This is a genomic window from Pseudomonas fluorescens (assembly GCF_902497895.1).
Classification (GTDB): domain Bacteria; phylum Pseudomonadota; class Gammaproteobacteria; order Pseudomonadales; family Pseudomonadaceae; genus Aquipseudomonas; species Aquipseudomonas fluorescens_BP.
The window spans coordinates 1-22,848 of the sequence record NZ_CABVHQ010000042.1 but is presented as its reverse complement, the minus strand read 5'-3'; the positions used below and the strand labels follow the sequence as shown (position 1 = coordinate 22,848).

Annotated in this window: 24 protein-coding genes; 11 read left to right on the top strand and 13 right to left on the bottom strand. The window is 56.6% G+C overall.

Going from position 1 to position 22,848, the window contains the following annotated elements; genetic code table 11:
* Positions 1-189: 189 nt before the first annotated feature.
* Entirely contained in the window at positions 190-1,410 is a 1,221-nt protein-coding gene (locus F8N21_RS19985; RefSeq protein ID WP_150643750.1) for an RtcB family protein, read from the top strand.
* Positions 1,411-1,582: 172 nt separating this feature from the next.
* Entirely contained in the window at positions 1,583-1,708 is a 126-nt protein-coding gene (locus tag F8N21_RS31300; protein WP_263597305.1) for a hypothetical protein, read from the top strand.
* Between the two features lie 31 nt (positions 1,709-1,739).
* Here the strand turns inward: F8N21_RS31300 and F8N21_RS30520 are convergent, their stop codons facing one another.
* The 3 genes from F8N21_RS30520 to F8N21_RS19970 all read right to left on the bottom strand — a co-directional run bounded on the left by F8N21_RS30520 (position 1,740) and on the right by F8N21_RS19970 (position 4,165).
* Positions 1,740-1,976 (bottom strand): hypothetical protein, encoded by a 237-nt coding sequence (locus tag F8N21_RS30520; RefSeq protein ID WP_191624364.1) that lies wholly within the window; start codon positions 1,974-1,976, stop codon positions 1,740-1,742.
* 88 nt (positions 1,977-2,064) lie between these two features.
* Positions 2,065-3,048 (bottom strand): GlxA family transcriptional regulator, encoded by a 984-nt coding sequence (locus F8N21_RS19975; protein ID WP_191624363.1) that lies wholly within the window; start codon positions 3,046-3,048, stop codon positions 2,065-2,067.
* Positions 3,049-3,184: 136 nt separating this feature from the next.
* Positions 3,185-4,165, bottom strand: coding sequence for a 4-hydroxyproline epimerase (locus F8N21_RS19970; protein ID WP_150643748.1), 981 nt, complete (start codon positions 4,163-4,165; stop codon positions 3,185-3,187).
* Positions 4,166-4,298: 133 nt separating this feature from the next.
* On the opposite strand from F8N21_RS19970, the gene F8N21_RS19965 reads away from it, so the two are divergent.
* From F8N21_RS19965 to F8N21_RS19955, 3 genes are all read left to right on the top strand, one after another.
* Entirely contained in the window at positions 4,299-4,538 is a 240-nt protein-coding gene (locus F8N21_RS19965; protein ID WP_150643747.1) for a hypothetical protein, read from the top strand.
* 396 nt (positions 4,539-4,934) lie between these two features.
* Positions 4,935-5,246, top strand: a complete 312-nt coding sequence (locus F8N21_RS19960; protein ID WP_150643746.1) for a hypothetical protein — start codon at positions 4,935-4,937, stop codon at positions 5,244-5,246.
* 215 nt (positions 5,247-5,461) lie between these two features.
* A complete protein-coding gene (locus F8N21_RS19955; protein ID WP_150643745.1) occupies positions 5,462-5,668 on the top strand; it encodes a hypothetical protein in 207 nt (68 codons plus the stop codon).
* A gap of 108 nt (positions 5,669-5,776) precedes the next feature.
* Here F8N21_RS19955 and F8N21_RS19950 read toward each other — a convergent pair whose 3' ends face one another.
* Positions 5,777-6,952 carry a cytochrome P450 gene (locus F8N21_RS19950; protein ID WP_150643744.1) on the bottom strand — a complete coding sequence of 392 codons (1,176 nt, stop codon included), beginning with the start codon at positions 6,950-6,952 and terminating at the stop codon, positions 5,777-5,779.
* A gap of 198 nt (positions 6,953-7,150) precedes the next feature.
* Here F8N21_RS19950 and F8N21_RS19945 point away from each other — a divergent pair, with 198 nt between their 5' ends.
* Positions 7,151-7,498: a hypothetical protein gene (locus F8N21_RS19945; RefSeq protein WP_150643743.1), complete on the top strand. Its 348-nt coding sequence runs from the start codon at positions 7,151-7,153 to the stop codon at positions 7,496-7,498.
* A gap of 94 nt (positions 7,499-7,592) precedes the next feature.
* Here the strand turns inward: F8N21_RS19945 and F8N21_RS19940 are convergent, their stop codons facing one another.
* Entirely contained in the window at positions 7,593-7,820 is a 228-nt protein-coding gene (locus F8N21_RS19940; protein ID WP_224788257.1) for a hypothetical protein, read from the bottom strand.
* A gap of 278 nt (positions 7,821-8,098) precedes the next feature.
* Here F8N21_RS19940 and osmE point away from each other — a divergent pair, with 278 nt between their 5' ends.
* Together osmE and F8N21_RS19930 are read left to right on the top strand one after the other, a co-directional pair.
* Positions 8,099-8,470, top strand: a complete 372-nt coding sequence (gene osmE / locus F8N21_RS19935; protein ID WP_150643742.1) for an osmotically-inducible lipoprotein OsmE — start codon at positions 8,099-8,101, stop codon at positions 8,468-8,470.
* Positions 8,471-9,158: 688 nt separating this feature from the next.
* Positions 9,159-9,473, top strand: coding sequence for a c-type cytochrome (locus tag F8N21_RS19930; RefSeq protein WP_150643741.1), 315 nt, complete (start codon positions 9,159-9,161; stop codon positions 9,471-9,473).
* Between the two features lie 203 nt (positions 9,474-9,676).
* Here F8N21_RS19930 and F8N21_RS19925 read toward each other — a convergent pair whose 3' ends face one another.
* The 6 genes from F8N21_RS19925 to nosR form a co-directional block, all read right to left on the bottom strand.
* Positions 9,677-10,189, bottom strand: a complete 513-nt coding sequence (locus F8N21_RS19925; RefSeq protein WP_150643740.1) for a nitrous oxide reductase accessory protein NosL — start codon at positions 10,187-10,189, stop codon at positions 9,677-9,679.
* 24 nt (positions 10,190-10,213) lie between these two features.
* Positions 10,214-11,044, bottom strand: coding sequence for an ABC transporter permease (locus F8N21_RS19920; protein WP_150643739.1), 831 nt, complete (start codon positions 11,042-11,044; stop codon positions 10,214-10,216).
* Positions 11,041-11,964, bottom strand: coding sequence for an ABC transporter ATP-binding protein (locus F8N21_RS19915; protein ID WP_150643738.1), 924 nt, complete (start codon positions 11,962-11,964; stop codon positions 11,041-11,043). The genes F8N21_RS19920 and F8N21_RS19915 overlap by 4 nt, the downstream gene beginning before the upstream one ends.
* Positions 11,961-13,259 (bottom strand): nitrous oxide reductase family maturation protein NosD, encoded by a 1,299-nt coding sequence (locus tag F8N21_RS19910; RefSeq protein ID WP_412071655.1) that lies wholly within the window; start codon positions 13,257-13,259, stop codon positions 11,961-11,963. Before F8N21_RS19910 ends, F8N21_RS19915 begins: the two co-directional genes overlap by 4 nt.
* A gap of 30 nt (positions 13,260-13,289) precedes the next feature.
* On the bottom strand, positions 13,290-15,236 hold the full coding sequence (gene nosZ / locus F8N21_RS19905) for a TAT-dependent nitrous-oxide reductase (protein WP_150643736.1): 1,947 nt from the start codon (positions 15,234-15,236) through the stop codon (positions 13,290-13,292).
* A 77-nt stretch (positions 15,237-15,313) separates the two neighbouring features.
* Positions 15,314-17,503 (bottom strand): transcriptional regulator NosR, encoded by a 2,190-nt coding sequence (gene nosR / locus F8N21_RS19900; RefSeq protein ID WP_150643735.1) that lies wholly within the window; start codon positions 17,501-17,503, stop codon positions 15,314-15,316.
* A gap of 512 nt (positions 17,504-18,015) precedes the next feature.
* Between nosR and F8N21_RS19895 the strand changes: the two genes are divergently transcribed.
* Positions 18,016-18,561: a DUF488 family protein gene (locus tag F8N21_RS19895; protein WP_150643734.1), complete on the top strand. Its 546-nt coding sequence runs from the start codon at positions 18,016-18,018 to the stop codon at positions 18,559-18,561.
* A 31-nt stretch (positions 18,562-18,592) separates the two neighbouring features.
* Here the strand turns inward: F8N21_RS19895 and F8N21_RS19890 are convergent, their stop codons facing one another.
* Together F8N21_RS19890 and F8N21_RS19885 are read right to left on the bottom strand one after the other, a co-directional pair.
* Entirely contained in the window at positions 18,593-18,946 is a 354-nt protein-coding gene (locus F8N21_RS19890) for a hypothetical protein (protein ID WP_150643733.1), read from the bottom strand.
* 142 nt (positions 18,947-19,088) lie between these two features.
* Positions 19,089-19,808, bottom strand: coding sequence for a metallophosphoesterase (locus F8N21_RS19885; RefSeq protein ID WP_150643732.1), 720 nt, complete (start codon positions 19,806-19,808; stop codon positions 19,089-19,091).
* Between the two features lie 525 nt (positions 19,809-20,333).
* Here F8N21_RS19885 and F8N21_RS19880 point away from each other — a divergent pair.
* A complete protein-coding gene (locus F8N21_RS19880) occupies positions 20,334-22,127 on the top strand; it encodes a DAHL domain-containing protein (protein ID WP_150643731.1) in 1,794 nt (597 codons plus the stop codon).
* 284 nt (positions 22,128-22,411) lie between these two features.
* Positions 22,412-22,564, top strand: coding sequence for a hypothetical protein (locus tag F8N21_RS30515; protein WP_191624360.1), 153 nt, complete (start codon positions 22,412-22,414; stop codon positions 22,562-22,564).
* Positions 22,565-22,848 lie beyond the last annotated feature (284 nt).

Below are 22,848 nucleotides of genomic sequence, written 5' to 3'. Positions count from 1 at the left end.
CACGCAAACAAGATTGCCATCTTCCTCTGTGACCTGACTGGCGTGTTGGCTGCGCCTTGGGTTGAAGCTGGATAAGAGCGGATGAACGAAGTTCTGTAGGAAGTTAATATATCCACGACAGGCCCGCCGTGCCCGGGCCTTGCAAGCACACCCAATCGAGAGCGTCGCCAAGTGCGCGAAGGATCTACCGTGACCACACGTAGTTTTGAACTCATCGAAAGCAATGGCAAGCCGATCAAGGCCTGGACTCGCGGCGTTCCAGTCGAGGACTCGGCGAAGCAGCAACTGCGCAACCTGTCGGGCCTGCCCTTCATCCACTCTCACATCGCGGTCATGCCGGATGTTCACTGGGGCATGGGCGCCACCATCGGAAGCGTCATCGCGACCAAGGCAGCCATCATCCCGGCCGCCGTGGGCGTGGACATTGGCTGCGGCATGATGGCGATTGAAACCACCTTGACGGCATCAGACCTGCCTGATTCGCTGCTGGCGATCAGAACCAGCATTGAGCGAGCAGTCCCGCACGGTTTCGTCACCACCCCGGGTTGGGCTATCAAGGGCGGCTGGCACGTCGCGCCAAACTCGGCGATCACCCGCTACCGCAGCCTTGGCGAGCGCCATGCAGAGATGGTCGCCAAGCACCCAAAGATCGACCACAAGAGCCCGATTTCCCAGATGGGCACCCTGGGCGGGGGCAACCACTTTATCGAGGTCTGCCTCGACGAACGTGACACCGTCTGGGTAATGCTGCACTCGGGGAGTCGCGGGCCTGGCAACATCATCGGCCGGTACTTCATCGAGAAGGCCAAAGAGGATATGCGTCGCCACTTCATCAACCTGCCAGACAATGACCTGGCCTACCTGGTTGAGGGTACAGAGCTTTTCGACGACTACTTCGAGGCGCTGGACTGGGCGCAGGAATATGCCCTCGAAAACCGGAACCAGATGATGGAGGCGGTCCTGCGCGTACTGCGCGAGCACTTGAAGCCGTTCGCCATCGGCAAGCATGCGGTGAACTGCCACCACAACTATGTCGCCCGTGAAAACCACTTCGGCGAGAACGTGATGGTTACCCGCAAAGGTGCGGTGCGTGCGCGGGAAGGCGACCTCGGCATCATCCCCGGCAGCATGGGCGCTCGATCGTTCATCGTGCGCGGCAAGGGCAACAAGGACTCTTTCTGCTCATGCTCCCACGGCGCTGGCCGGGCCATGAGCCGTGGCGATGCTGTCCGCCGATTCACGGTTGAGGACCACATCGAAGCCACCAAGGGCATCGAATGCCGCAAGGATAAGGACGTCATCGACGAAACTCCGGCCGCGTACAAGAACATCGACGCGGTGATGGCCGCTCAGGCCGATCTGATTGAGATCGTTCATACCTTGCGCCAAGTCGTGTGCGTGAAGGGCTGACGGGCACCTTAATCCCGCTTCATCACTCCACCGCCCGGGCATGACCCGGCATAGGACGCCCCATGCCCACATAAACTAGCCATGCCTTTTTGTAAAAGGCCTAGGTTGGCTCGCGCAGTTTTGTTTGGGTTTTCTGCCGCCCCTGCCCTGATCGCTTGGGCGCAGCGTGAGGATGCTGGCGGCACTGACGGGCCAGCGCCGAGAAGACATTGCGTCGATGCTATTCAAGGACGTGCATGACGATTTCCTGCACGTCATCCAGAAGATCGGGCGCGCCCGCGAATTTCCACCCGTCTGAGACTTGAGTCCATCGGGCTGGATCTGTTTTGTTATTCGGCAATCCGCGCTACCGGATCGATGTCGGAGCTCTGGGTTTGGGTATGGCTACCTGGCTCGCCAGCGGCCGCTGTCAGATTGGGTGTACTGGAGTTCGCACGTACTGCGCCTGTCCAGTCAACTTCTGTCGAGCTCATCATTTTATGCTTCCAGTTGGAAGCCACGGCGACTGCGCATGCCAGTACAAACAAAAAGATCATCTGCATCGCCAGCTTTGAAATGAGTGGCATCACCCTCTCCTACCTATCTATATTATTTTTATCTGATCATAGAACTGTTTCAGTGTGATGGCAGCCAAGCCTCGATCGGCAATAGTTTTTATTTGACGAGTCGCGTTTCCTTGGAGGGTCGGTATCCGAAGTACGAGCTATAGCACTTGCTGAAATGACTGGGCGAAACAAAACCACAGGCAACCAGCACGTCGACCTGGGATAGCTCTGTGTGTTGGAGGAGTCGCCGTGCCTCGGTGATACGCAGCTCCAGGTAATACCGTTGCGGCGTTGTCCCGAGCTGTTCCTTGAACAAACGTTCGAGTTGTCGACGTGAACGGCCAGCGTAGACGGCCAACTGCTCCAACTCCAAAGGCTCTTCGAGGTTGGCATCCATCAGCTTCACCACCTCGCGCAAGGGTGCGCTCACACAGATATTTTCAGCCGGTTTGATACGCCGATAACGAGACTCCTCGAAAGCCAGGATGTCCTCGATACCCTCGACGAGGGCTTTATCGTGCACGCCTTTGATCCAGTCCAGTGCCATATGGAAGGCCCCCGAGGGACTGGAAGCAGTGAGCCGGTCTCGATCAATGACATAGGGCTCACTGCTGACCTGCGTCGCCTTGGCGATTTCCGCGAGCGCGGGGCGATGCTCGGGGTGAATGGCGCAACGATATCCGTCAAGCAAGCCTGCCCTCCCCAGGAACCATGCGCCATTCCACAACCCGGCCAGACTGACACCCAGGCCTGACGCAGTCCTCAGCAGGTGGATGAACTCATCATTAGCCTTCAGTTCTGTCCTGTAACCACCACAAATGACCAGCAAATCCAGCGCTTGAATCACTGAAGAATCGATACGTGCGTCTGGCCGAATGACCAGGCCCAGATCGCTGACGACTTCCCTGTCATTCAGGCCAAACGTTCGGGAAGAGAACAACCCGGGTCGTAGAAGATTCGCGGTGACAATCGTATCCAGTGCCTGGGTGAACGCAGGCAGCGAGAAATGCTCGAGCAGCAAAAAGCCGGTCCGGGTCATTTGAGCAGGCTCACCAGGGTTTTCATTCAGATAGCGGAGGTTTTTCCCCTTCATGCCTCCGCTGAATTGGCGTCGTTCGATCAATGTTCGATCCACTCGGTTACGTTAACGGACCTGTCGTCAGGTGCGTTGATAAAGCGTAATGCTAACCGCAGAAGTTCCAAACACCCTAACGCCATTATGCGACTGATCAGGCAAGCTGAAAGCCGTGACGAAGCGGATCCTTATCATCGACAAAAATGGTGTTGTGTCCGGTGATCTGCGCCCAGCCACCGATACTTGGCCTGATGCCGTCAAAGGTTCCGACTTTTACCGAGGCTTCGACTTTTCCTTCGAAGATCGTCCCGATCAGGCTTTCATTGCGGAACGTATCGCCCACCTTCAACCGTCCCTTGGCAAACAGTTGGGCCATCCGCGCCGAGGTACCGGTGCCACCCGGGGACCGATCAATCGCCTTGTCGCCGTAGAACACTGCACCGCGTCCATCGGCTGCCGTGCTGTGTGTGTCGTCGCACCAGATGACATGGTGGACGCCGCTGATCCTGCTGTTCTCGGGATGCACGGGATCACACACCTCTGCCAGGGCCGAGCGCAGTTTCTGGCTCAGATCAACGATGTCTGCTGTCGTCAGCCCTTGCAAGCCGGCCCAGTTCTCCTGCGGCTCGACCACCGCATAGAAATTGCCACCATAAGCAATGTCCACGATGAGCTCGCCGACGCCAGGCACGTCCACTACCACATCGGCACTGTGCAGATAACTGGCCACGTTGAACAGACGAATAGAGTCAACAAACTCGCCGTTCATGGTGTAGTCGACATCCACGCGGCCGGCCGGCGTTTCGATCGCCAGTTTGCCGGGTTCTCGAGGCGTAACCAGGCCTTCTTCGATGACCACGGTCGACAACCCGATCGTGCCCGCCCCACACATCGGCAGACAGCCACTGACCTCAATAAACAATGCACCAAAGTCACAATCATCCCGCGAGGATGGATAGATGATGACGCCAGACATGATGTCGTGCCCCCTGTGTTCGAACATCAACGCGGTTCGAATCCAGTCATGATCGCGAACGAAAATATCTCGTCGTTCGGCCATCGAAACGGACGGCAACAGAGGCGCCCCGCCCGCCACCACCCTCCAGGGAGCGTTTGCGACATGCCATCGAGGCAGTGGGGAGGGGGAAAAAGAAAATTCAGCTTTGGGTTAGCCTGGTTTTACTTTTTTGGGCGTTTCGGTTGGGCCAGAGAATCGAACTCAAGCCTTACCGCGGTATCCAATGTGTAGGCCAATGGAGGTCAGCGATATGAACAACGATGACAATGTTAACGACGTCGACTCAGCAACAACGTCAAACGCCCCGCCCACCGATACGACTGGCAAACCCGTCAATGTGGTGGAAAGAGATCTTGAGGACAGCGACAGTGATGCCAAAGACGTGGATCTAACCATTACCCCCTCTTCACCTCGAACCAAGGAGCAGGAGGCTGAGGAGCTCAGTCGAAAAATAGCTGAGATAGAACGGAAGGTGGCCGACGGTAACTAGCCAAATGCTTGAAACCACTTGGGATCGATGTGGCCGTGGGCAATCTGCGGAACCAGGGGGCTGGGCTTATCGAGCCTCCCGCAACGATCCAGGGAGGAGATGAATCAGGCAATGTGAGCAGTTAAAAAAAACACCACCCATCAGTACCCATCAGCTCCCCCACGGCAAAACGGTACAACCTGGTCCAAACTTATCTAATGCCATATGCCGTGAGGGTCAGGAGCGAGTTTGTTCAAAGCGACGGCTTTTCACCTCAGCTATACCTTGTCACGAACGAGTAACTGAAGTTTCAGCAGTCATGAATTTGTCAAGCTTGAGGGCATGACGCCATCATTTATACCGGTAGTACACGGCCAAGGATCGAGAGCTGTTTCCCTCCCCAGGACCCTCCTGCAAATGGACACACTCAATAAAGTCGAAATAGAAGCAGCCTTGGCTGCGCGGCTTCCCAGCTACCAGGTCGAGTGCAGCCTTCATCCGGACGGCACCCTCTCAGCAATTTTGACCGGACCCGCCTCGGATCATTTCGCGATCACCGGCATCGTCAGGTCGAATTACAGCGGAGCCGATTCAATCGCCAGGCTTGCACGGGAGATTCTGGAAGAGATGGTCCTCTCGAGGCGGGGAATAAGATCAGCACGGTTTCGATCATTCTCTGACCTTGAGTTTTCCAGCTATCACCCCATCGCTAAAATGGGTCAGGTATAAATGCTTCGAAAAAGTACTCGTCAGCATTGAAACCTCACCTCACACCACCATTCGTCGCATCGGGAAAGCTGGTGCCGATTTCTTGACCTTGACTGGCTCACAGATTGCAGAAGACGCCTGTAGCGGCCCCAGATCGACGTAATTCTGACGCGGCGGCAATTAAATTAATTCAAGGACTCCAGCGAAGCGCTTGGTCAGTCACCGGGAGATGTAACGTGTCAACTCTCAATGAAATCGCAGCGAACCACGCGAGAATGGCTCAGGCACTGGTAGAAGCGCCGGTCGAGCCCAGCGAGCGACATTCTCCGATGGTGCAAGGTTTCGAAGCTCCACCCACTCATGCGCAACCGTACATGCCGCTGCACCTCCTCGCTGGAATGAAGGACAACCACCCCGCACAGGTCACTGGCTACTTGCTCTGACTCCTCAGGATCCGGGCGCCTTACCCGTCCCGCACGTCGGTCCCGCTGCCTGAACCGTCCAGCCTGAAAGACCAGTCCCGGGATCATCGGATCTCGGGGCCGGCAGGCTCACAAAGCCTGGGAACAAGGTTTCTGTATCCTCAGGAATAGAGAAGAAAACCCACTGGCAGGGAAAAATGCGTTCACGGGTTCCTGATCCGGCGCCAGGGTAATCCGGCGGGTGCGGCCAAGCAGTTCTTCCATCACGATCCGCAGCTCCAGCCTGGCAAGCGGCGCACCGGGGCAGACATGAATGCCGGCACCATAGAGCAGGTTCAGCTCGGGATCGCGATCGAGGCGCAATTCATCGGGATCTCCAAAGACCGCTTCGTCCCGATTGGCGGACGCCCAGTTGAGGGCGATACGCGAACCCTTCTCCAGCGTGCGCCCGCCCAGCGTGACCTGTTGCGTAGTAACCCGACGGTTCATGATCAGCGGTGCGTGAATACGCAATATTTCATCGATGGCGGCAGGTATCAGCGAGGGTTGGTCGCGCAATTGCTGCTGGCACTCGGCGTTGGCGGCCAGATAATGCGCGAGAATGCCGATCGAGGCGGAAATGGTTCCGAGTTCGCCGACCGTCCAGTTACGTAAAATGCTGACGATCTCGTCGTCTGTCAGAGGCCTGCCCAAGGATTGATCGCGGAGCAGGATGGTCGTGATATCGTCTGGCGCAGCAGCGCCGGCGGTACGGCGCACGTCCAGCAGATCCTTGATGTAACCGTCAAACTCGAGGGCCACGGCACTCAGGGCCGCGTCGTCTCTGGCCAGCGTGGCCGCGTGATTCTTCAGCGTCCACAGGCGCAGCGGTTCATGCAGATCGGCCGGCCAGCCCAGCCACGCACACTGGATCTGCAACGCAAAGATCTGGGCAAATTCCCCTATCAGCTCTGAAGGGCCTTCATCCGGTAACGCTTGCACCAGACGCACAGCGATCTCACGGCACGCCGGGGCAAAGGCATCCATATACTGCGGGCTGAAATAAGGCTCGATGAGGCGCCGGTACGCCGTATGTTCGGGCGGATCCATGCCATTGGGGACGGAGGGAAAACGCGAGACGGCATTACTGAACGTTGCATGATCCTTCAGAACCCGCATCACATCCTCATGCCTGAATAATGACGTATAACCATATTGACTGTACGCGACCGGGCAACGGTGGCGCATGTCGTCGTAGGCTGCCGTCTGATCCTTTAATACGGCCTCAGACCTCGGATCCCAATCAGGTAGTGATTTCTTGTCCATCGTTTACTCCATAAACCCGTCCGCTGAATCCGCAAACAAGTTAGCGAGGTTTGTCGACCTGCCCGTACTCTCAGGGGCATGTCGGAAAAGCCCGCTAGACTGAAACCGTGCATGACGTCCATTACGTCGGCATCACCCGGGTGAAGTCTGTACGGGCTAATAGGGATAATCGGGCCACTAGCGGGCCAGGGAGACGTGATGAGCAAATTACAGCGGTGGTTAAATTCGCAGGGCAGCACTGCGCTGTGGGTGGTGTTCTGGCTCTACGGCGTAGTGTTCAGCAATGTACTGTTTGGCCTGATCCTGATTGCCTTCAACAAAGTTGCCCCCTCTCTGTTCGGCCTGATGCTGCTGGGATTTGTGGCCTACAGCGTTTGCATGCTCAATGCTGTATGGCGCAATTCGGATAATGTCCGTGACCCCATCTACGGTCAGATCGCTCGTTTCCTCACGGTGGCCTGGTCGATCAATGCGGTACTGGTTTCCGGGTTTCTCTTCCTGAGCCATCTGAACGCCATGGCCTCCCCCCTGCAGCTCCCTTTTTAACCCCAAATAACCAGGGCCCTCAATGTGGGCCTTTAACGTTAAAGCCCTGATTATTTACCTTCTCGATCTGGTCAAGCCTCAGCAGAACCCTCAGCTAATGCGTCGAAGACAGCGGCAGGCGCGCAATGTCTGCCTGGGCCATTTCAATCTCGGCGATGGCATCCTGAGCGTGATCGGCCTTTACCCAGGTCATTGCGGAGTCACCGATTATCGCGCCAATTGATTGTCTGCATAGTTGATCAATATCAAGTCCATGATTTCTGGCGATCGCCATCACCGTTTTCAACGCTATCTCAAGCGCAACAACTCGATCTTCGCTCATGACGCATACCTCTCTGTGGAACGTTAAGCGTAGCCAATTGTTGGCGACAAACAGTTTTCTCAACCAGGGTTTCTACCGCATCGAGTTGCGGTTACTTTGTTGGCAGACGCTGATAACCGATTCGCTGCCGGCGCTCGGCCAGCAGCGCCCATCCCCAAACGTTCCAACACCTCCAACCTCGGCTCCGAGGATATTTGGCGCGCCCCGCAGAACTCGACTTTAATTCAATGGATGCACCCAAGAGCCTCTTCACGACACTCGCTACCGGGAGCCTCGCCATGAACAAATCTGTATGCGCGCTGGTCGCCGTGCTGTCGGTGCTGGGCAGTTGCACCACTGACTCACACGTCTATCGTGACCAGCCGCTGGTCGCCAAGGTCGAGACGGGCATGAGCCAGGATCAGGTTCAGGCTATCGGCGGAAAGCCGTTATCGGTCACTGACCGCACAGCGGAGCCCGGCACCTGCTTTGACTATATGTTTACTCGAGCCGGCCATAAGCAGCCCTTTAATGTCAGCTTTGATGGATCTGGCAAAGTGGACCATACGAGCTTCATGAGCTGCGCGGAATGGAGTCGAGTCCAGCAAAAAGCCAGACATCCACGCAGCCATACGGGCGGAATGGGCGGAATGGGTGGCGGAGGCTACTAGTCTATCGTTCGACCAGAAATCGCAGCTTGGCCACTACCAGATTTTAAAAAAATCACGTTGACTTTCTGGATTCTTTCCAAATAAAAAACAACCACTTCAGCAAACTTCTCCAGTAACGCCTTACTTCCAGGAAGTTTTATTTTTTCGAACAGTGTTTTTTAAATCCCACGACCGAAGCCATTCTCCCCACTGCACCAACACGTCAAAAAAACGACCATCGACTGTTGGGTTGACGCTAACTTGCCCGGCAGCTCGCCGAGCACCTTCTTTTCGCACTTTTAACTTTAAATTCAATATATTCAATATATTCAATAACTTGCACCATGCAACCGACTAAGCAGGCGAGTACTCCAGCAAGATAAGCGGACAACCCACCCGCACTTCAATTTCGGAACTGCTGAATACGAACCAATCAGCAAATAGCCATTAACTTACCCGCCGCGACAATTAGCCGCGCGCCGAACAATTCAGACTGAGAAAATTGAACGATTGCTGAAAATCGCAAATCTAATAAAGGTGCAAAGTCGGTTTTTATCATAAACTGATTGTCCACCAACAATAATCAGCACCTGTAGAAATGAGTTTGCTTGACCGGTAAATTCAACCCTAATAATATTCAACACGATGCCTGTTGGATAAACCGGAAGTGGGTCATTTCGAATCCGCTTCGTAGTCTGAGGAATCAATAATGAAAAGAATTCTTGTTCCACTGTTGGCCCTGGGTGCAGCACTGACCCTGCAATCAGCTCTGGCCGTTGACGGCGAGGCGCTCTTCAAGAGCAAAACCTGCGTTGCCTGCCATACCATCGACGCCAAACTGGTCGGTCCGGGGTACAAGGAAGTAGCGGCCAAATACGCTGGCAAGGCCGACGCGTCTGCCACCCTGGTCAAGAGCATCAAAGAAGGCAGCACCGGCAAATGGGGTGCGATAGCAATGCCGGCCAACCAAGTGACCGACGAAGAAGCCAAGATTCTGGCTGACTGGATTCTAACGCTGAAATAAGACTCGTAGCAGCTGGCGGAGCCTGCGTTCGGCTGCGAAGCAGTCGTAATCCGGTCGCCGCGTTGCACCTGCCCCACCGCGGTGGCAGGTTTTGCGTCTGCTGCGCAGCCGAACGCAGCCTTCGGCAGCTGCTACGCCATCGCGGGCATTGTGTCTTGCCCCCCTACCCAACCCGGGAAATTTCAAGCTGCAATGCTGGCCTGCTACATCGCGGGAGCTTGCTGCAAGAGTGCCAGGTCGATCTCCTCAAAGCGCAGTACCCTGCCGCCCTGCTCGCTGGCCAGTTTTCCCGCGGCCGCCTCCTCGGAAAATGACGCAAGAACCACACCCATCGAACCTTTGAGTTTGGTCCCGACCACGTACCAGGCTTTGGTTGCATCGATCAGATAATGGTCGTCGGGTTTTTCCCAGACGCTTTTACCCATGTCGTGCACATACAACTTGGCCTCAGTGAGATGGTTCTCCGGTTGCAGCCACCAGCCGAGCATTTCTGCGGTAGAGCAGAACTTCTTGACTCCGCCTTTTTCCACCACCTGGCCTTTGGGGCCTGGAAAATCGGCGATGACCATGCCGCAGACATGGCACTCGTCCGCCTGATGAAAAGCCACTGGCTGCAGCGCCTGCTTGACCTCTGCGGGCTCGTTACAGGCCGCCAACCCCAGGCAGGTGATGATGACCATCAGGGCTCGCGCCCCGGTCAGGTACAGAGTGTTCATTTGAATCTCCCAAAGCTTGGAAAATCAGGTCAGCCGACGGCGAAACATCCAGTAAGCCAACAGCAGCAAAGCCCCGACCCACAGCAGCAGGCAGCCCCACAACATTGAACCCGGCACCGGCAGATCGCTGCTCAACGCCATAAGGCCGACGGCATTGCCGCTGCCCTCGAAACCGGAGAGGTTGATCAAGCGATAGACGTCAGTCGGGTTGAGCAGCAGTAACCAGGGCAACAGGTCCGGGTTGAACCGGCCTTTGCTGAGGACGAGCAATGCCAGCAGCGCCAGGTCGAACACCAATACGAAGAGGAACCACACGCCCAGCGCCATCCCGGCTGCGCTGGATTTTTCGCTGGCCTTGCTGCTCAGCACATAAGCCAGCGCCAGGAACACCCAGCCCAGCAGTGTGGAGGAGACCATGAAGCGGCCGAACGCCCAGAGCAGCAGACTCAACTCGACATCGTCGACCAGCAAGGCAATGGCCAGCGCGGCACAGCCGAAGCCGATCAGCGTGGCCAGGGCCAGGATCAACCCGTGACCGACAAACTTGCCCAGCAGGATTTGCCCGCGCCCCAAGGGATAGGTCAGTAACAGCATCAGCGTGCCACCCTCGTCCTCGCCGACGATGGCATCGTAAGCCAACAGCAGAGCGATCAGCGGCATCAGGAAGGTCGCCAGGCTGGCCAGGCTGGCGATGGTTGCCGGAATGGAGGTGAAGCCCACTTGCCCGGACGCGGCCGCGCCCAGCCAGGCGATACCCACCGCCAGAATGGCGAACAGTAGACTGATCGCCAGCAGCCAGCGGTTGCGCATCCCGTCGCTGAACTCCTTGCTGGCGATGCTCCAGATCTGCTTCATGGATGAGCGCCTTCTGTGTCGACGGTGGCACGACTCATGTAGTAGCCGTAAAGGTCCTCGAGGGAGGGTTGCAGTATCTCGATATCCTGCGGTTGGTCCTCGCGGAACAACTGGCTGAGCAGATCGACTTTGTGGCCGTTGACCGCCATCACCTCGACCCCGGCGCCGCCCATGGCCTTGGCGCTATGACCGGCGGCATTCCAGCGTTGCAGCCACTGCTCGCGCCCCTGCAGTCCGCTGGCGCGGATACGCGCCGGCAGGTCGGCTTCTTCACGCAGGCTGGCCAGACTGCCAATCGCCCGCAAGCAGCCATTGGCCAGAATCGCCGCGCGGTTGATATGCGCTTCGACCCCCGCCAGCACATGGGAACAAAGAATGATGCTGGTGCCCTGCTGGCGCAGACGGTCGATCAACAGGTAAAGCTCGTGGGTGGCGATCGGATCGAGACCGACCGTGGGCTCGTCGAGCAACAGCAGACGCGGCTCGCCGAGCACCGCCTGGGCCAGGCCCAGACGCTGACGCATGCCCTTGGAGTAGGTTTTCACCCGACGGTCCGCGGCTCCGGCAAGGCCGACCTGTTCCAGCAACTCACCCACCTGCGACAGCGCGGCGCCCTTGAGGCGAGCGAAATAGCGCAGGGTTTCGCGGCCGCTGAGTTGCGGGTAGAAGGTCACGTTTTCCGGCAGGTAGCCAATCTGGCGACGCACTTCGGTGTGTGCCGGCGGGCAACCGAGCACGCGCACCTGACCGGCGCTGGCCTTGAGCAGGCCGAGGATCAATTTCATGACAGTGGTCTTGCCCGCGCCATTGTGGCCAAACAAGCCCAGCACCTCGCCTTCTCCCAGACTCAGGGTCAGATCGTGCAACACGGTCATGCTGCCGTAACGCTGGCTTACGCCTTGGATCTCGACTGCGTTCATAAAATAGGCTGCTGTATTTGAGGCATGGTCGGCAGGTTCATCAGCGGGTAACTGTCCTTGACCCCCGGCGACTTGGTCACCGGGAAGCTGTGCTGCACCCAACGCAGTAACTGGATGCTCGGGCTGTTCATTAACAGACGCACCTGTGGGTACAGCCATAACAGCCGGTCAACGTTGTCGTTGGGTTCATAGATTACGTCGCCCACCGCGTCGTTATTGCGATCCCAGCCCAGGTAGTCGCTCCAGTAATTGCCGTGGCCGTCGACCGACCACTCCTGGGTGCGGCTGGCGACGTACTTGACCTGCTGTTGATTGTCGACAAACGCGTTATCGGCGATGCGGTTGTCTTCGGAGCCGGCGGTGAGATGAATGCCCAGGGCACTGCGCTCGAAGTGATTGTGCTCGATGACATTGAACAACGAGTTGTAGATGAACAGCGCCTTGCCCTCGCCACCGCTGACCATGCCGCCGTCGGGGGAACCGCTGCGCACGTCGCTGACGAAGTTATCGCGCAGCTCGGAATAGGTGATGTAATTCATCAAAATGCCATAGCCCTCGTCCTGCTCGGAACGATTGCCGATCACCGTCAGTTTGCGACTTTGCATCAAGGCATAACCGGTGCGGGTACGGCGAGTGGTGTTGCCGAGCAATTGGTTGTCGTTGGCGTACATGTAGTGCACGCCGTAGCGCAGATCCTCCAGGGTATTGCCCTGCAGCAGATTGCCGTTCGAGGTGTCGATATAGATCCCGTCGCGGGTCAGCCGGACATGATTGCCGATCACCCGCGCACCCCGTACGGCAAACAGGTGAATGCCATTGCCGCGATCCTGGGAACGAATGCTCGGATCGCCTTCGATATCGTTGTCAATCAAGCTGGCGTCGTGGGTTCTATCCACCCAGATGCCAAAGCCTGGACCTTTCATGCGGTTGTTGCGTATCACTGCGCCACGGGCCTCTGGCCCGATGAAAATCGCCGAGTTCATGGCTGTCATGTCGCGCCCCCAATCGAGCAACGTGCAGCCCTCGATTCCCACGTCAGGCGCGCTGATGAACAGTGCATTGCCCTGCCCCTGGGCGTTGATCACCGCACCTTTCTCGCAATCGATCTGGATCGGCTGATCTACAGTGAACTGCCCTTGGTATTCTCCGGCAGGCAGCTTCCAGTGGTTTTCGCCAGCGGCTTGCAAGGGCAGCTCGGTGATGGGTCGTGGCGAGGCCTGGGCGACAACCGATAGAAATACCAACAGCAAAAGTGCCATGCCGTGTCGTGGATCGGTTGTCAGATTTCTGAACACTGCGTTTACCTTTTTTGCGGCCCTGAGGCGCTACGCCACTGCAACCCGCTCGACCTTCATACGGCCGACCATTTCCATGTGCAGCGCATGGCAGAACCAGCTGCAGTAGTACCAATGCAGGCCGGGCTGGTCGGCGACGAAGGTGATCGAGGAAGTCTGCTGTGGGCTGATCTCCATGCTCACGCCGTGGTTGGTCATGACGAAACCATGACTCACGTCTTCAATCTGGTCGATGTTGGTGATGGTCACGGTGACCTCATCGCCCTGATTGACGGTGAACTCGGGCATGCCATAGGCCGGGGCCATCGAAGTCATGTAGACCCGGACTTTCTTGCCGTCGCGGATGACCTTGTTGTCGGTCTCCAGCTTGACTCCGTCCTTCACGGCGATTGCCACGGTTTCGGCAAAAAACGGGTCGTTACGGTCCCAGATCTTCTTGGTCCTGATCTGGTCGCGACGGGCCATGACGCAGTCGTGGGGTTCGGCAAACGCCGGGCCGTCGTGCACCAGTTTCATCTCGTCACCGGAGATATCGATCAACTGATCGTTTTCCGGGTGCAGCGGGCCGGTCGGCAGGAAACGGTCCTTGGAGAACTTGCTGAGCACCACCAGCCATTGGCCGTCGGCCTCGCTGGTTTCGGTCAGCGAAGCATGGTTGTGGCCCGGCTGGTACATCACATCGAGTTTCTGCTTGATGCAGTTGACCTTCTCGCCGGTGTAGGCGCGAACGGCCTCGTCCATGTTCCACTTCACCACCTGGCTGTCGATAAACAGCGTGGTGTAGGCGTTGCCGCGACCGTCAAAGGTGGTGTGCAGCGGACCGAGACCCAGTTCCGGCTCGCCGACCACCGCGTCGCGTGGGTCCTTGAGTTTGTCGTCGAACAGATCGTCCAGTTTGGCAGTGGCGATGATGGTGCAGGTCGGCGAGAGTTTGCCGGCGGCGATGAAGTACTTGCCGTCGGGCGACATATTGATGCCATGCGGGTTCTTCGGCACCGGGATATAACGGGTGAATTCGCTGTCCTTGCCCTCGGTCTTGCGACCGTCGACCACCGGTGACTTGGAGTCGCCCAGGGTGATGAACTTGCCGGCCTTGATCGCTGCTTCGATGCGCGGAATGTTGAACACCACCACCCAGTCGCGCTCGTTGCGCATCATGCCGCCCAGGTCGTAGGCCTTCTCCGAGTTGTAGCAGGTCGAAGCCGCATACTTGCCGGTGTAGTCGGCGTCGGTGTTGTCCAGGTTGCCGTCGACCATGACCTGGAACGCCACCTCCATTTTCTCGGCGTCGATGACGTTGAACATGGTGTAGCTGTTCTTGTCCAGCAGGTCGAAGGTGCTGCCGTCATTGGGGTGGGGAATGACGAATTCGGCATTGGCGAACACGTACTTGGTGTGCGGCATTTTCTGCAGGCGCAGACCGTGTATGGCCTGCACGTTCGGCACGGTGAGCATCTTGTCGCACTTCATGATATCCAGGCGGATACGCGCGATGCGGCTGTTGGCCTTGTCGTTGATAAACAGGTATTTGCCGTCGTACTTGCCGTCGGTCATGGACAAATGCGGGTGGTGGCAGTCGCCGTTCTGGAATTTGGCGCTGTCGCCCATGATCCGCTTGCTTTCGTTGGTCAGGCCCCAACCGGTGGCGGAATCGATGTTGAACACCGGAATGCGCAACAGCTCGCGCATCGATGGAATACCCATGATCCGTACTTCACCCTGGTGACCGCCACTCCAGAAACCATAGTAATCGTCCAGATCACCCGGCCCCACGTGAATCTTCGATTGCGCGTCCTTGGCCGCTGCCGCCCAGGTTTCACGGGTGAATACCACGCTGCCAAGGGCCGAGGCACCGGCCAGCGCGACGCTGGCCGCGGCAGTGGTGCCGAGGAAACCGCGACGGCTGAGGCCGGTCGATTCCGGCTCCTGCGTTGTTTTCACGGCTTCATGATCGTTTTTCGACTTGTTATCGCTCATGGGTCTTGCTCCATCGGGGGCAGATATGAAATAGCTCAGTCAATCGATTCTTGATGCCTCGTTTGCAACGAGGGGGCTCAGGGCTCGAACACTTGCACAACCGGAATCAACTCAGCGCGATCCAGCACTGGCGCAGGCTTGCTCCGCGTCTTGCGCTTGTTCTTGATGACCAGTGGCGGGCATTTGTTTTCGTTGTGATAGGTCATCTGGCAATCGAGGCAGTAATGGCACTCGTTGGCGTTGATATGGCCATCCGGGTGGATCGCCTGGATCTCGCATTCCTTGGCGCAGAGCTGACAGGGGGTGCCGCACTCCTTGCGGCGCTTGAGCCAGTCGAACAGCCGCAGCTTGGTCGGAATCGCCAGCGCCGCGCCCAACGGGCAGACGTAGCGGCAGTAGACCTTGCGGGTAAAGATATTGATCACCAGCAGCGCCACCGCGTAGGCCACGAACCACCATTGGCGGTCGAATTTCAGGGTGATGGCGGTCTTGAACGGTTCCACCTCGGCAAATTGCTCGGCAGTGGTCATCGACTCCAGGGAGATGCCGAACAGCAGCAGCAGGATGATGTACTTGATCGCCCACAGCCGCTCATGGACCGCGAATGGCAACTCATATTGCGGAATCTTCAGCTTGCGCGCGGCTTCGTTGATCAACTCCTGCAAGGCGCCGAACGGGCACAGCCAGCCGCAGAACACGCCACGGCCCCAGAGCAGGATGCTGGCGGCGGTAAAGGTCCAGATGATGAAAATGATCGGGTCCGTGAGAAACAGTTCCCAGCGGAAGTTCTCGAACAGGGCATGGACGAACGTCAGCACGTTGACCACCGAAATCTGCCCCAGGGCATACCAGCCGATGAACACCACGGTGAAGACCAGATAGACGCGACGCAGCCAGTGGAGGAAGCGCGGGTATTTGGTAAAGGTGTCTTGCAGGAACAAAATCACCATCAGTACTGCAAGGGCCGTGCACAGTACCCCGATCTGAAACGCTTTCTGGTACCAGATATTCACCCAGGTCGGCCGGTTGGCGACCTCGATGGCGGCCAGTTCTTCGGCAGTGGGCGGTGGCCGCAGGAGGTATTGCTCAGGCAGTTGGTAAGACAGTTCGAAGCTGCTGAACATACCGGCAACCGCACCGGTCTGACGCCGCACCAATAGCTCCAGGGACCAGGGTGATCCCGGATCGAACCGGGCCGGTTCGCGCACAATGAAAATCGACATTTCATCGAACTCGGGCATGCCCTTGGCAAACACGTCGGAAAGGCGCTGATGGTCCATGTCGCGGAAGCTGATGATGTTGCCGAACTGGCGCAACTGTACCCGGTCGAAGATCCCGCCGCGCACATAGCCCGAGCCCTTGTAGGAGAACATCCCGCGTCCCAGCACGGCGATGGCCTGCTCGCCCGGCTTGAGATCCTGCATAAGGAAACGGTATTGATTGTCGCCCAGCAGATTGCGGCCGATGGCCGGTGGATTCAGGTCGGCGACGTAGAGTTCGATAAAGGTCTCATCGACTTGCTCGGGACTGGCGTTGTCGATGCCTTCGGCCTCGGTGCCCTTGAAGGCTGCGTCGACCTGGCCACGGGTCAGGTTCAAGCGGCGAATGGCGCCATTACCGGTCATTTGCTCCCAGGTGGCGGGCTCGAAAAAGTCTTCGCGCACGGTGGCGGGCTTGCGCGCCACACCGCCCGTGTCCTCAACCAGCTTGAGCGATACGGCCACCTTGTGCGCAGCGCGCATGATGATTTCATTGACCACCATGACGGTCACCGTAGCCCCGGCAACCCCATCGACGGTCACCGCCTCGGGATCACTGGAACGACCGACCACCACTCTCCGGTCGGCCTTGACCCCCTTGTATTTGGCATCGAATGCGTGGAGCTTTTCCACGGGAATGCCAATCAGCAGGATCGGCTCATGGTGCTCCAGCACGTAGGCATCCTGGATCACACCGCCGGCATCGAGGATGACCTGCATGTTGATCGGTTTGCCCGAGTAGGCCGGAATAGCCACCACGTCCTGACTCTGGAACACATAACCCAGCACCTTTTCTCCGGTGCTGATGGTGCGAACCTTGAAGTCGCCTGTCGGCGCGGACACGCTAGCGCCGCCTGGGAAGATTTTTTCTATACGCTGCTGCTCGATTTCTCCGTATTCCTTCGCCTGTAATCCGCAAAACCCACCGAACACCAGGCACAACAAAATGAACAGCCCATATTTAAATGGACGCAGGACACAGGGCAGTAAGAGCTTGGAAGCACGCATGGGTTCGCTGAGCGATCGACCTCTGGGGAATGAGTAACGATGATGCCCATCGCCTCTTAATTAGAATTATGTGATCAACACTCCTCCTTACTCACGGACATAGCAAATTTATTCCATCAGCAGATCAAAATAATTTCAGTCCCCGTTTTCTTCTATAGTTCAATATTTATTTAATGGGGCTTGAGCACCAATAATGCCTATAGATAAATCAGTTATTTTTGGCCAATTTCACAAAAAAACCGCCTGAATAATGGTCACGACCCCCTCCCGTGGCGAGCTTTCAGGTCTAATACTCATCGCGTTTTCGTCTAAAAAACTGGCCTGAATAAATTTTTTTCTTGACCAAAAACGGGAATTCTCGAATTGTCCCCCCTTGCGAATATACTCACCGGCATAACACCATCAAACGAAGTGAAGCAGTCAACCCCGACACCTGAGCATTCAAGGTGACGGCAAACGAAGGAGATCAACTATTATCCAGTCAGCCCTATTGATCTTTCGGACCCGGATTAATGCTCGAACTTCCAGCTATTTATACAATAGGTCATTCCACCAGGACCCTTTCCGAGTTCATCGAACTACTCCAGTCAGGGCAGGTAGAGCGGGTCGTGGATATTCGTACCGTACCCCGATCTCGAACTAACCCTCAATTCAATCTGGATACATTAGCGCAGGCACTTGCTGCGCAAAACATCGATTACCTACAACTACCGGAACTTGGCGGATTACGAAAAAAATCAAAAACTGTGGCACCAGATATTAATGGATTCTGGATCAACCAAAGTTTCCATAACTATGCCGATTATGGGTTGTCCGAAGAATTCGAACAGGGCTTGTTACGGTTGCAGGAACTCAGTCAGGACCAGCGATGCGCGATCATGTGTTCGGAGGCCGTCTGGTGGCGATGTCATCGCAGAATCGTCGCGGACTACCTTCTCCATCGCGGCAGGAGGGTTGTGCATTTGATGGGCCGGGGCAGAGCCGAACCCGCAACGTTGACTGCGGCCGCGACCCCTTTGGGAAATTCGCTGGTCTATCCGGCGCCAGCTGCCAGCTGAGACGTGTCCGGCATAAGGGTTGCTGGCGCGCTCATGACTCGGATAGCTTGCGAAATCGCACCGCACGATCCACGCTATCGACCATCTGCGAAGCCGCATGAATCGTCAGAGGATGCTGGGTGAAACCCGGTCTCGGCGTGATGTAGGAGGCCATTTCGCGGGCGACGGCCAGCTGTTGATCCGAACCTTGGGCGAGCAACGCGATCACCAGGTTTTCCAGGGCAATTACCCGGATACGAAGATGGACCAGTTCGGCATTCGACAACTCTGGAATCTCGGTAGCCGCCGTGATTTGCAGATCTTCTGCTACGCCCTCGTTACCCCATTTCGAAAGCGTCGTCTGGAGTTGCTCGGAAGAATCCGGGGAAGCTGTCTTTTCAGACATAAGAGTTCTCCAAGTGGAGGTAGATGTCGGGTAGGCCGCAAGCCAATTGTAGGAGCGAGCTTGCTCGCGATGGACGTTAACGATAACGCGTGTTTTCTGGATAAACGAGCCGCCTTTGAGTCCATCGCGAGCAAGCTCGCTCCTACAGGCGCCGTTTCGAAGTGATCGTCGGGTAGCACTCAAGCGTGGACAGCTCCATCAACGTGAAGTGGCCGCCCATACAAACGCCGGTATCTATGTAGTAAACATTGCCCAACACCACAGGCTGGTGCACCACAGTATGGCCGACAATGACTGCCCGGATGTCGCTTACACTGTCGTGGTTTTCGTTGGTGATTCGCCTTCGCGACCACAGACACATGGCCGCCACGTGTTCGGCCTCTGTATCGTCGCCAGCGAGCGCCTCAATCAGATCGCTCCAGCTGCCGCGGGGTACATCGGCGTGAACAATGCCTACCAGACCGTTCGTAGTCTCCACCTCTATCACCAGTGGCAATTCCGCGAAAAGGTTTGAGTAACAGGCCTGCTCGACACGTGAAAGCCCGTAGAACCATGCGCCGCCATTGATGAAGTGCATTGCGCACTGATCACTTGTCCTTCCTGCGTTGTACGAGTCGATTGTCATTTGCTCATGGTTGCCGCGAACCGCATGGAACCAGGGCTTGCGCAGAAGCCAGGTATCAACATCCAGCGACTCGGGACCACGATCAACCAGATCGCCGACGCTGAACAGGCGGTCGACTGCCGGATCGAAGTCGATGGCATCAAGCGCCGCTTGCAGCCTGGTGAAATGGCCGTGGATGTCACCCACCGCAAAATCACGGCCGGTGGTGTTGATATTGAAGCGTTGAACTTCGTTCACGCTGACTCCCGTCACCCACCCAAAAATCGATGGTTCACATGACGCCTCCCCACATCACATCTTCATTATGGCCCCTTTTAATTCTGATTTGCTCAGCTGTACGTAGCTCGCCAGTCTGATCGGCGGCACCCGCTGCGTCCCGCTCAGTCTAAATCCGGGTTCAGCAGCGTCTCACGCAACAGGCTGGCGGCAGGTGAGTCAGGTGCGCCTTTGCGTGAAACGAGTTCACAGGATTTCAAGCCAGCCCTCGCTCCCGATAGTCGATCAGACTGGAGAAGACTGCCAGCAACGTACTCAAGCTATAGCTACGCGCTGGCGCCTCAAGCCACCATGACGATCCAAGGTATTTGACACATATCAATGGTTTGCAAATGATTCGATGCCAACCAGGAACAAAAATAATTGACGCCATCTTCCTGTCACGCTCCATAAAAGAACGCTACTCTCACGCTCGTGCAGTGATTGGTTTTCTATACCGTCGGGAAAGACCTTTCCTGGTGCTACCTCGCAAAGGACCCGACCAAGATGAAAGCGCCCAGCATTTACAAATGGTCTGCGCTTGCCGCGACAACCCTGGTTCTTTTCACGGCACTGGTGTTTTTGCTCATCAAGTCGTACTCGTATGAAACGTCGACTTACTTTGAGTCGCGGGACTTTGTCCGTCAACTCAAGCAATTTGATGCGAACTGGAATGTCAAAATCCTCAGAGCAAAAACCGGCCTGAACAACAATCTGCTGCTGGGAGCCCCAGCCGAATCGAACAGTCGATGGGAGCAGTTGGAGAACCTCAATAATTCAGGAGCCCTTCCAGTGCTTTGGCAAGCTCGACGACAGGGTTATCTGGATGCGGTAAAAAACAAGACCCAACTGGTCGAGCAATTTCAACAGCATAACAGGGCATTACGCACTGCTCTGGATGCCCTGCCGGTGGCAGAAGACGACGTTCAGGCATTACTGGAGGATGCCAAGGATAAGCAACAGCTCGACTATTTGGCCGCGTCATCAAACGTCTTTGATCTTACCTTGACGACGCTCGAATATACACTCTCCGTGTCCGATGAAAAAGCCGAAGAAATTGAAAGTCAGTTAAAAAAACTAATCGAACATATACATCAACTACCGGCTATCCAGCACCCCGTATTCAATACATTCGTCGAGCATATAAATTCAATAGTTCTGGAACAACCCATCGTCAACGACCTTATTGATCGCATTAGCGTCATCCCTGTCGCCCAACAGTTGGACAGCATCAATGAATTATTGAACGAGACACAACGGCGAACGACTGCGGTAGATCGCCAATATCACCTTTACCTGGCCGTGTGCGCCAGCATCATGGCTCTGTTGCTGTTGTATCTGGCAGGCCGGTTGATTCGGAGTTATGCATTGATCAACAAGATGAATAACGACTTGCAATCGGCAAACGAGCGGCTGGAACAGCGTGTGGAGGAGCGCACCCACGAACTGATAGAAGCCGAGCGCGAACTGGTGGATGCGGCGCGGATGGCTGGTATGGCGGAAATCGCGACCAATGTGCTGCACAATGTCGGCAACGTGCTGAACAGCGTCAATATCTCTGCTGATCTGGTCACTCGCAGGTTATCCAGCAGCAAAGCCCTGGGTCTTGGTAAAGCGGTGAAGCTGATGAACGAGCATGCCGAAGATCTGGGGGCGTTCATGACCCACGACAAAAAAGGCCAGCTGCTTCCCCTCTACCTCAATCAACTGGTGGATGCCATCGCTGCCGAGCAATCGGGCATCATCGACGAGCTGGCGCAACTCACCAAAAGCGTCGATCACATCAAGGATATCGTTTCCACCCAACAAGCCTATGCCGGCGCCGCCAGGCTGGTCGAACCGTTGAAGGTCGTCGACCTGTTTGAAGATGCCTTGCGCATGAATTCCGGAGCCCTGAGTCGGCACCATGTCACGGTGACCAAGGATTATCAGGACACCCCGACCATCATAGGCGACAAGCACCGACTGCTATTGATCCTGATAAACCTGATCAGCAACGCCAAATATGCGATGTCCAAGGTATCCGACCGTCAGCGCATGATGACCCTGGGCGTCAGAATCATTGATAACGCAACGCTGTGCTTCAGCGTCAAAGACCAGGGCGAAGGGATAGCCGCCGAGAACAAGACCCGCATCTTTACCCACGGTTTCACCACTCGCAAGGAAGGTCATGGCTTTGGCCTGCACAGTTGCGCACTCGCCGCCGTAGAAATGAATGGACACCTTGGCGTCCATAGCGATGGACCAGGCCTGGGCGCTGTTTTCACCCTGGAAATCCCCCTGGAGATTGCAGGAGCATGATGGAGGTTCAGCTGAAACTTGCTTCGCCAGCCAAGCTGCCGTTTTCCTGAAATTTCCCATGGGATCAACAACTAGCGGTGATTTATTTGGTTGTGGCACCTAACGAACCAGCCAAAGCATTGTCCTACACAGGGTCGGGCGGATACCCCCCGCGCCCGCGCGAAAGGAGACAACAGTGCTTACTCGATTTTCAATGCTTGCCCTGGTATTAGCGGTCCTGGCGTCCTCGGGATGCGTCTACCACGACCACGACAGGGATCGTGATCGTGATCGCGGAGGTCGCCATGATCACGACCACCGCCATAAAAAGGACCGGGATTCGTATGACCGTCGCGACGATGATCGCCGGGGAGACGACTATCGCCGAGGCTAGTATTTTTCGGTTTCGCTCAAGCCCATTCAAGAAGCCCGCTGATTGCGCAATGCTGTTCACTTAAGAAAATGGATGGCGGCCTGAAAGCCGACCAGGTTTTTTCTTTGGTGTACATATCCGTTTCTGCGGTCACGGCCACTCAGGGTTCCGCTCTTACAGCGGGTCACTTTCGAAAAGCGCGAAAGTAACCAAAGCGCTTTTGCCCCACCATTCGGTGCCTCGCCTAGGCTCGGCATGCCCTCGCTCCGGCATTGCTCCGGGGGCCCGCCGCCATCGGCCATCCATGGCCGGGGGTGGCTACCGCGGCATCCTTGCCGCGGTGCCCCCTGCGCAACGCCTGCGTTCGGC

Coding starts and splice junctions, on each gene's coding strand:
- F8N21_RS19915 (WP_150643738.1), bottom strand. CDS start 11,964: ATGAACGCAGTCGAGATCCAAGGCGTAAGCCAGCGTTACGGCAGCATG.
- F8N21_RS19950 (WP_150643744.1), bottom strand. CDS start 6,952: ATGGACAAGAAATCACTACCTGATTGGGATCCGAGGTCTGAGGCCGTA.
- F8N21_RS19890 (WP_150643733.1), bottom strand. CDS start 18,946: ATGTCTGAAAAGACAGCTTCCCCGGATTCTTCCGAGCAACTCCAGACG.
- F8N21_RS19920 (WP_150643739.1), bottom strand. CDS start 11,044: ATGAAGCAGATCTGGAGCATCGCCAGCAAGGAGTTCAGCGACGGGATG.
- F8N21_RS19940 (WP_224788257.1), bottom strand. CDS start 7,820: ATGAGCGAAGATCGAGTTGTTGCGCTTGAGATAGCGTTGAAAACGGTG.
- F8N21_RS19925 (WP_150643740.1), bottom strand. CDS start 10,189: ATGAACACTCTGTACCTGACCGGGGCGCGAGCCCTGATGGTCATCATC.
- F8N21_RS19965 (WP_150643747.1), top strand. CDS start 4,299: ATGAACAACGATGACAATGTTAACGACGTCGACTCAGCAACAACGTCA.
- nosR (WP_150643735.1), bottom strand. CDS start 17,503: ATGCGTGCTTCCAAGCTCTTACTGCCCTGTGTCCTGCGTCCATTTAAA.
- nosZ (WP_150643736.1), bottom strand. CDS start 15,236: ATGAGCGATAACAAGTCGAAAAACGATCATGAAGCCGTGAAAACAACG.
- osmE (WP_150643742.1), top strand. CDS start 8,099: ATGAACAAATCTGTATGCGCGCTGGTCGCCGTGCTGTCGGTGCTGGGC.
- F8N21_RS30520 (WP_191624364.1), bottom strand. CDS start 1,976: ATGCCACTCATTTCAAAGCTGGCGATGCAGATGATCTTTTTGTTTGTA.
- F8N21_RS31300 (WP_263597305.1), top strand. CDS start 1,583: ATGCTGGCGGCACTGACGGGCCAGCGCCGAGAAGACATTGCGTCGATG.
- F8N21_RS19975 (WP_191624363.1), bottom strand. CDS start 3,048: ATGAAGGGGAAAAACCTCCGCTATCTGAATGAAAACCCTGGTGAGCCT.
- F8N21_RS19960 (WP_150643746.1), top strand. CDS start 4,935: ATGGACACACTCAATAAAGTCGAAATAGAAGCAGCCTTGGCTGCGCGG.
- F8N21_RS19895 (WP_150643734.1), top strand. CDS start 18,016: ATGCTCGAACTTCCAGCTATTTATACAATAGGTCATTCCACCAGGACC.
- F8N21_RS19880 (WP_150643731.1), top strand. CDS start 20,334: ATGAAAGCGCCCAGCATTTACAAATGGTCTGCGCTTGCCGCGACAACC.
- F8N21_RS19930 (WP_150643741.1), top strand. CDS start 9,159: ATGAAAAGAATTCTTGTTCCACTGTTGGCCCTGGGTGCAGCACTGACC.
- F8N21_RS19945 (WP_150643743.1), top strand. CDS start 7,151: ATGAGCAAATTACAGCGGTGGTTAAATTCGCAGGGCAGCACTGCGCTG.
- F8N21_RS30515 (WP_191624360.1), top strand. CDS start 22,412: ATGATCACGACCACCGCCATAAAAAGGACCGGGATTCGTATGACCGTC.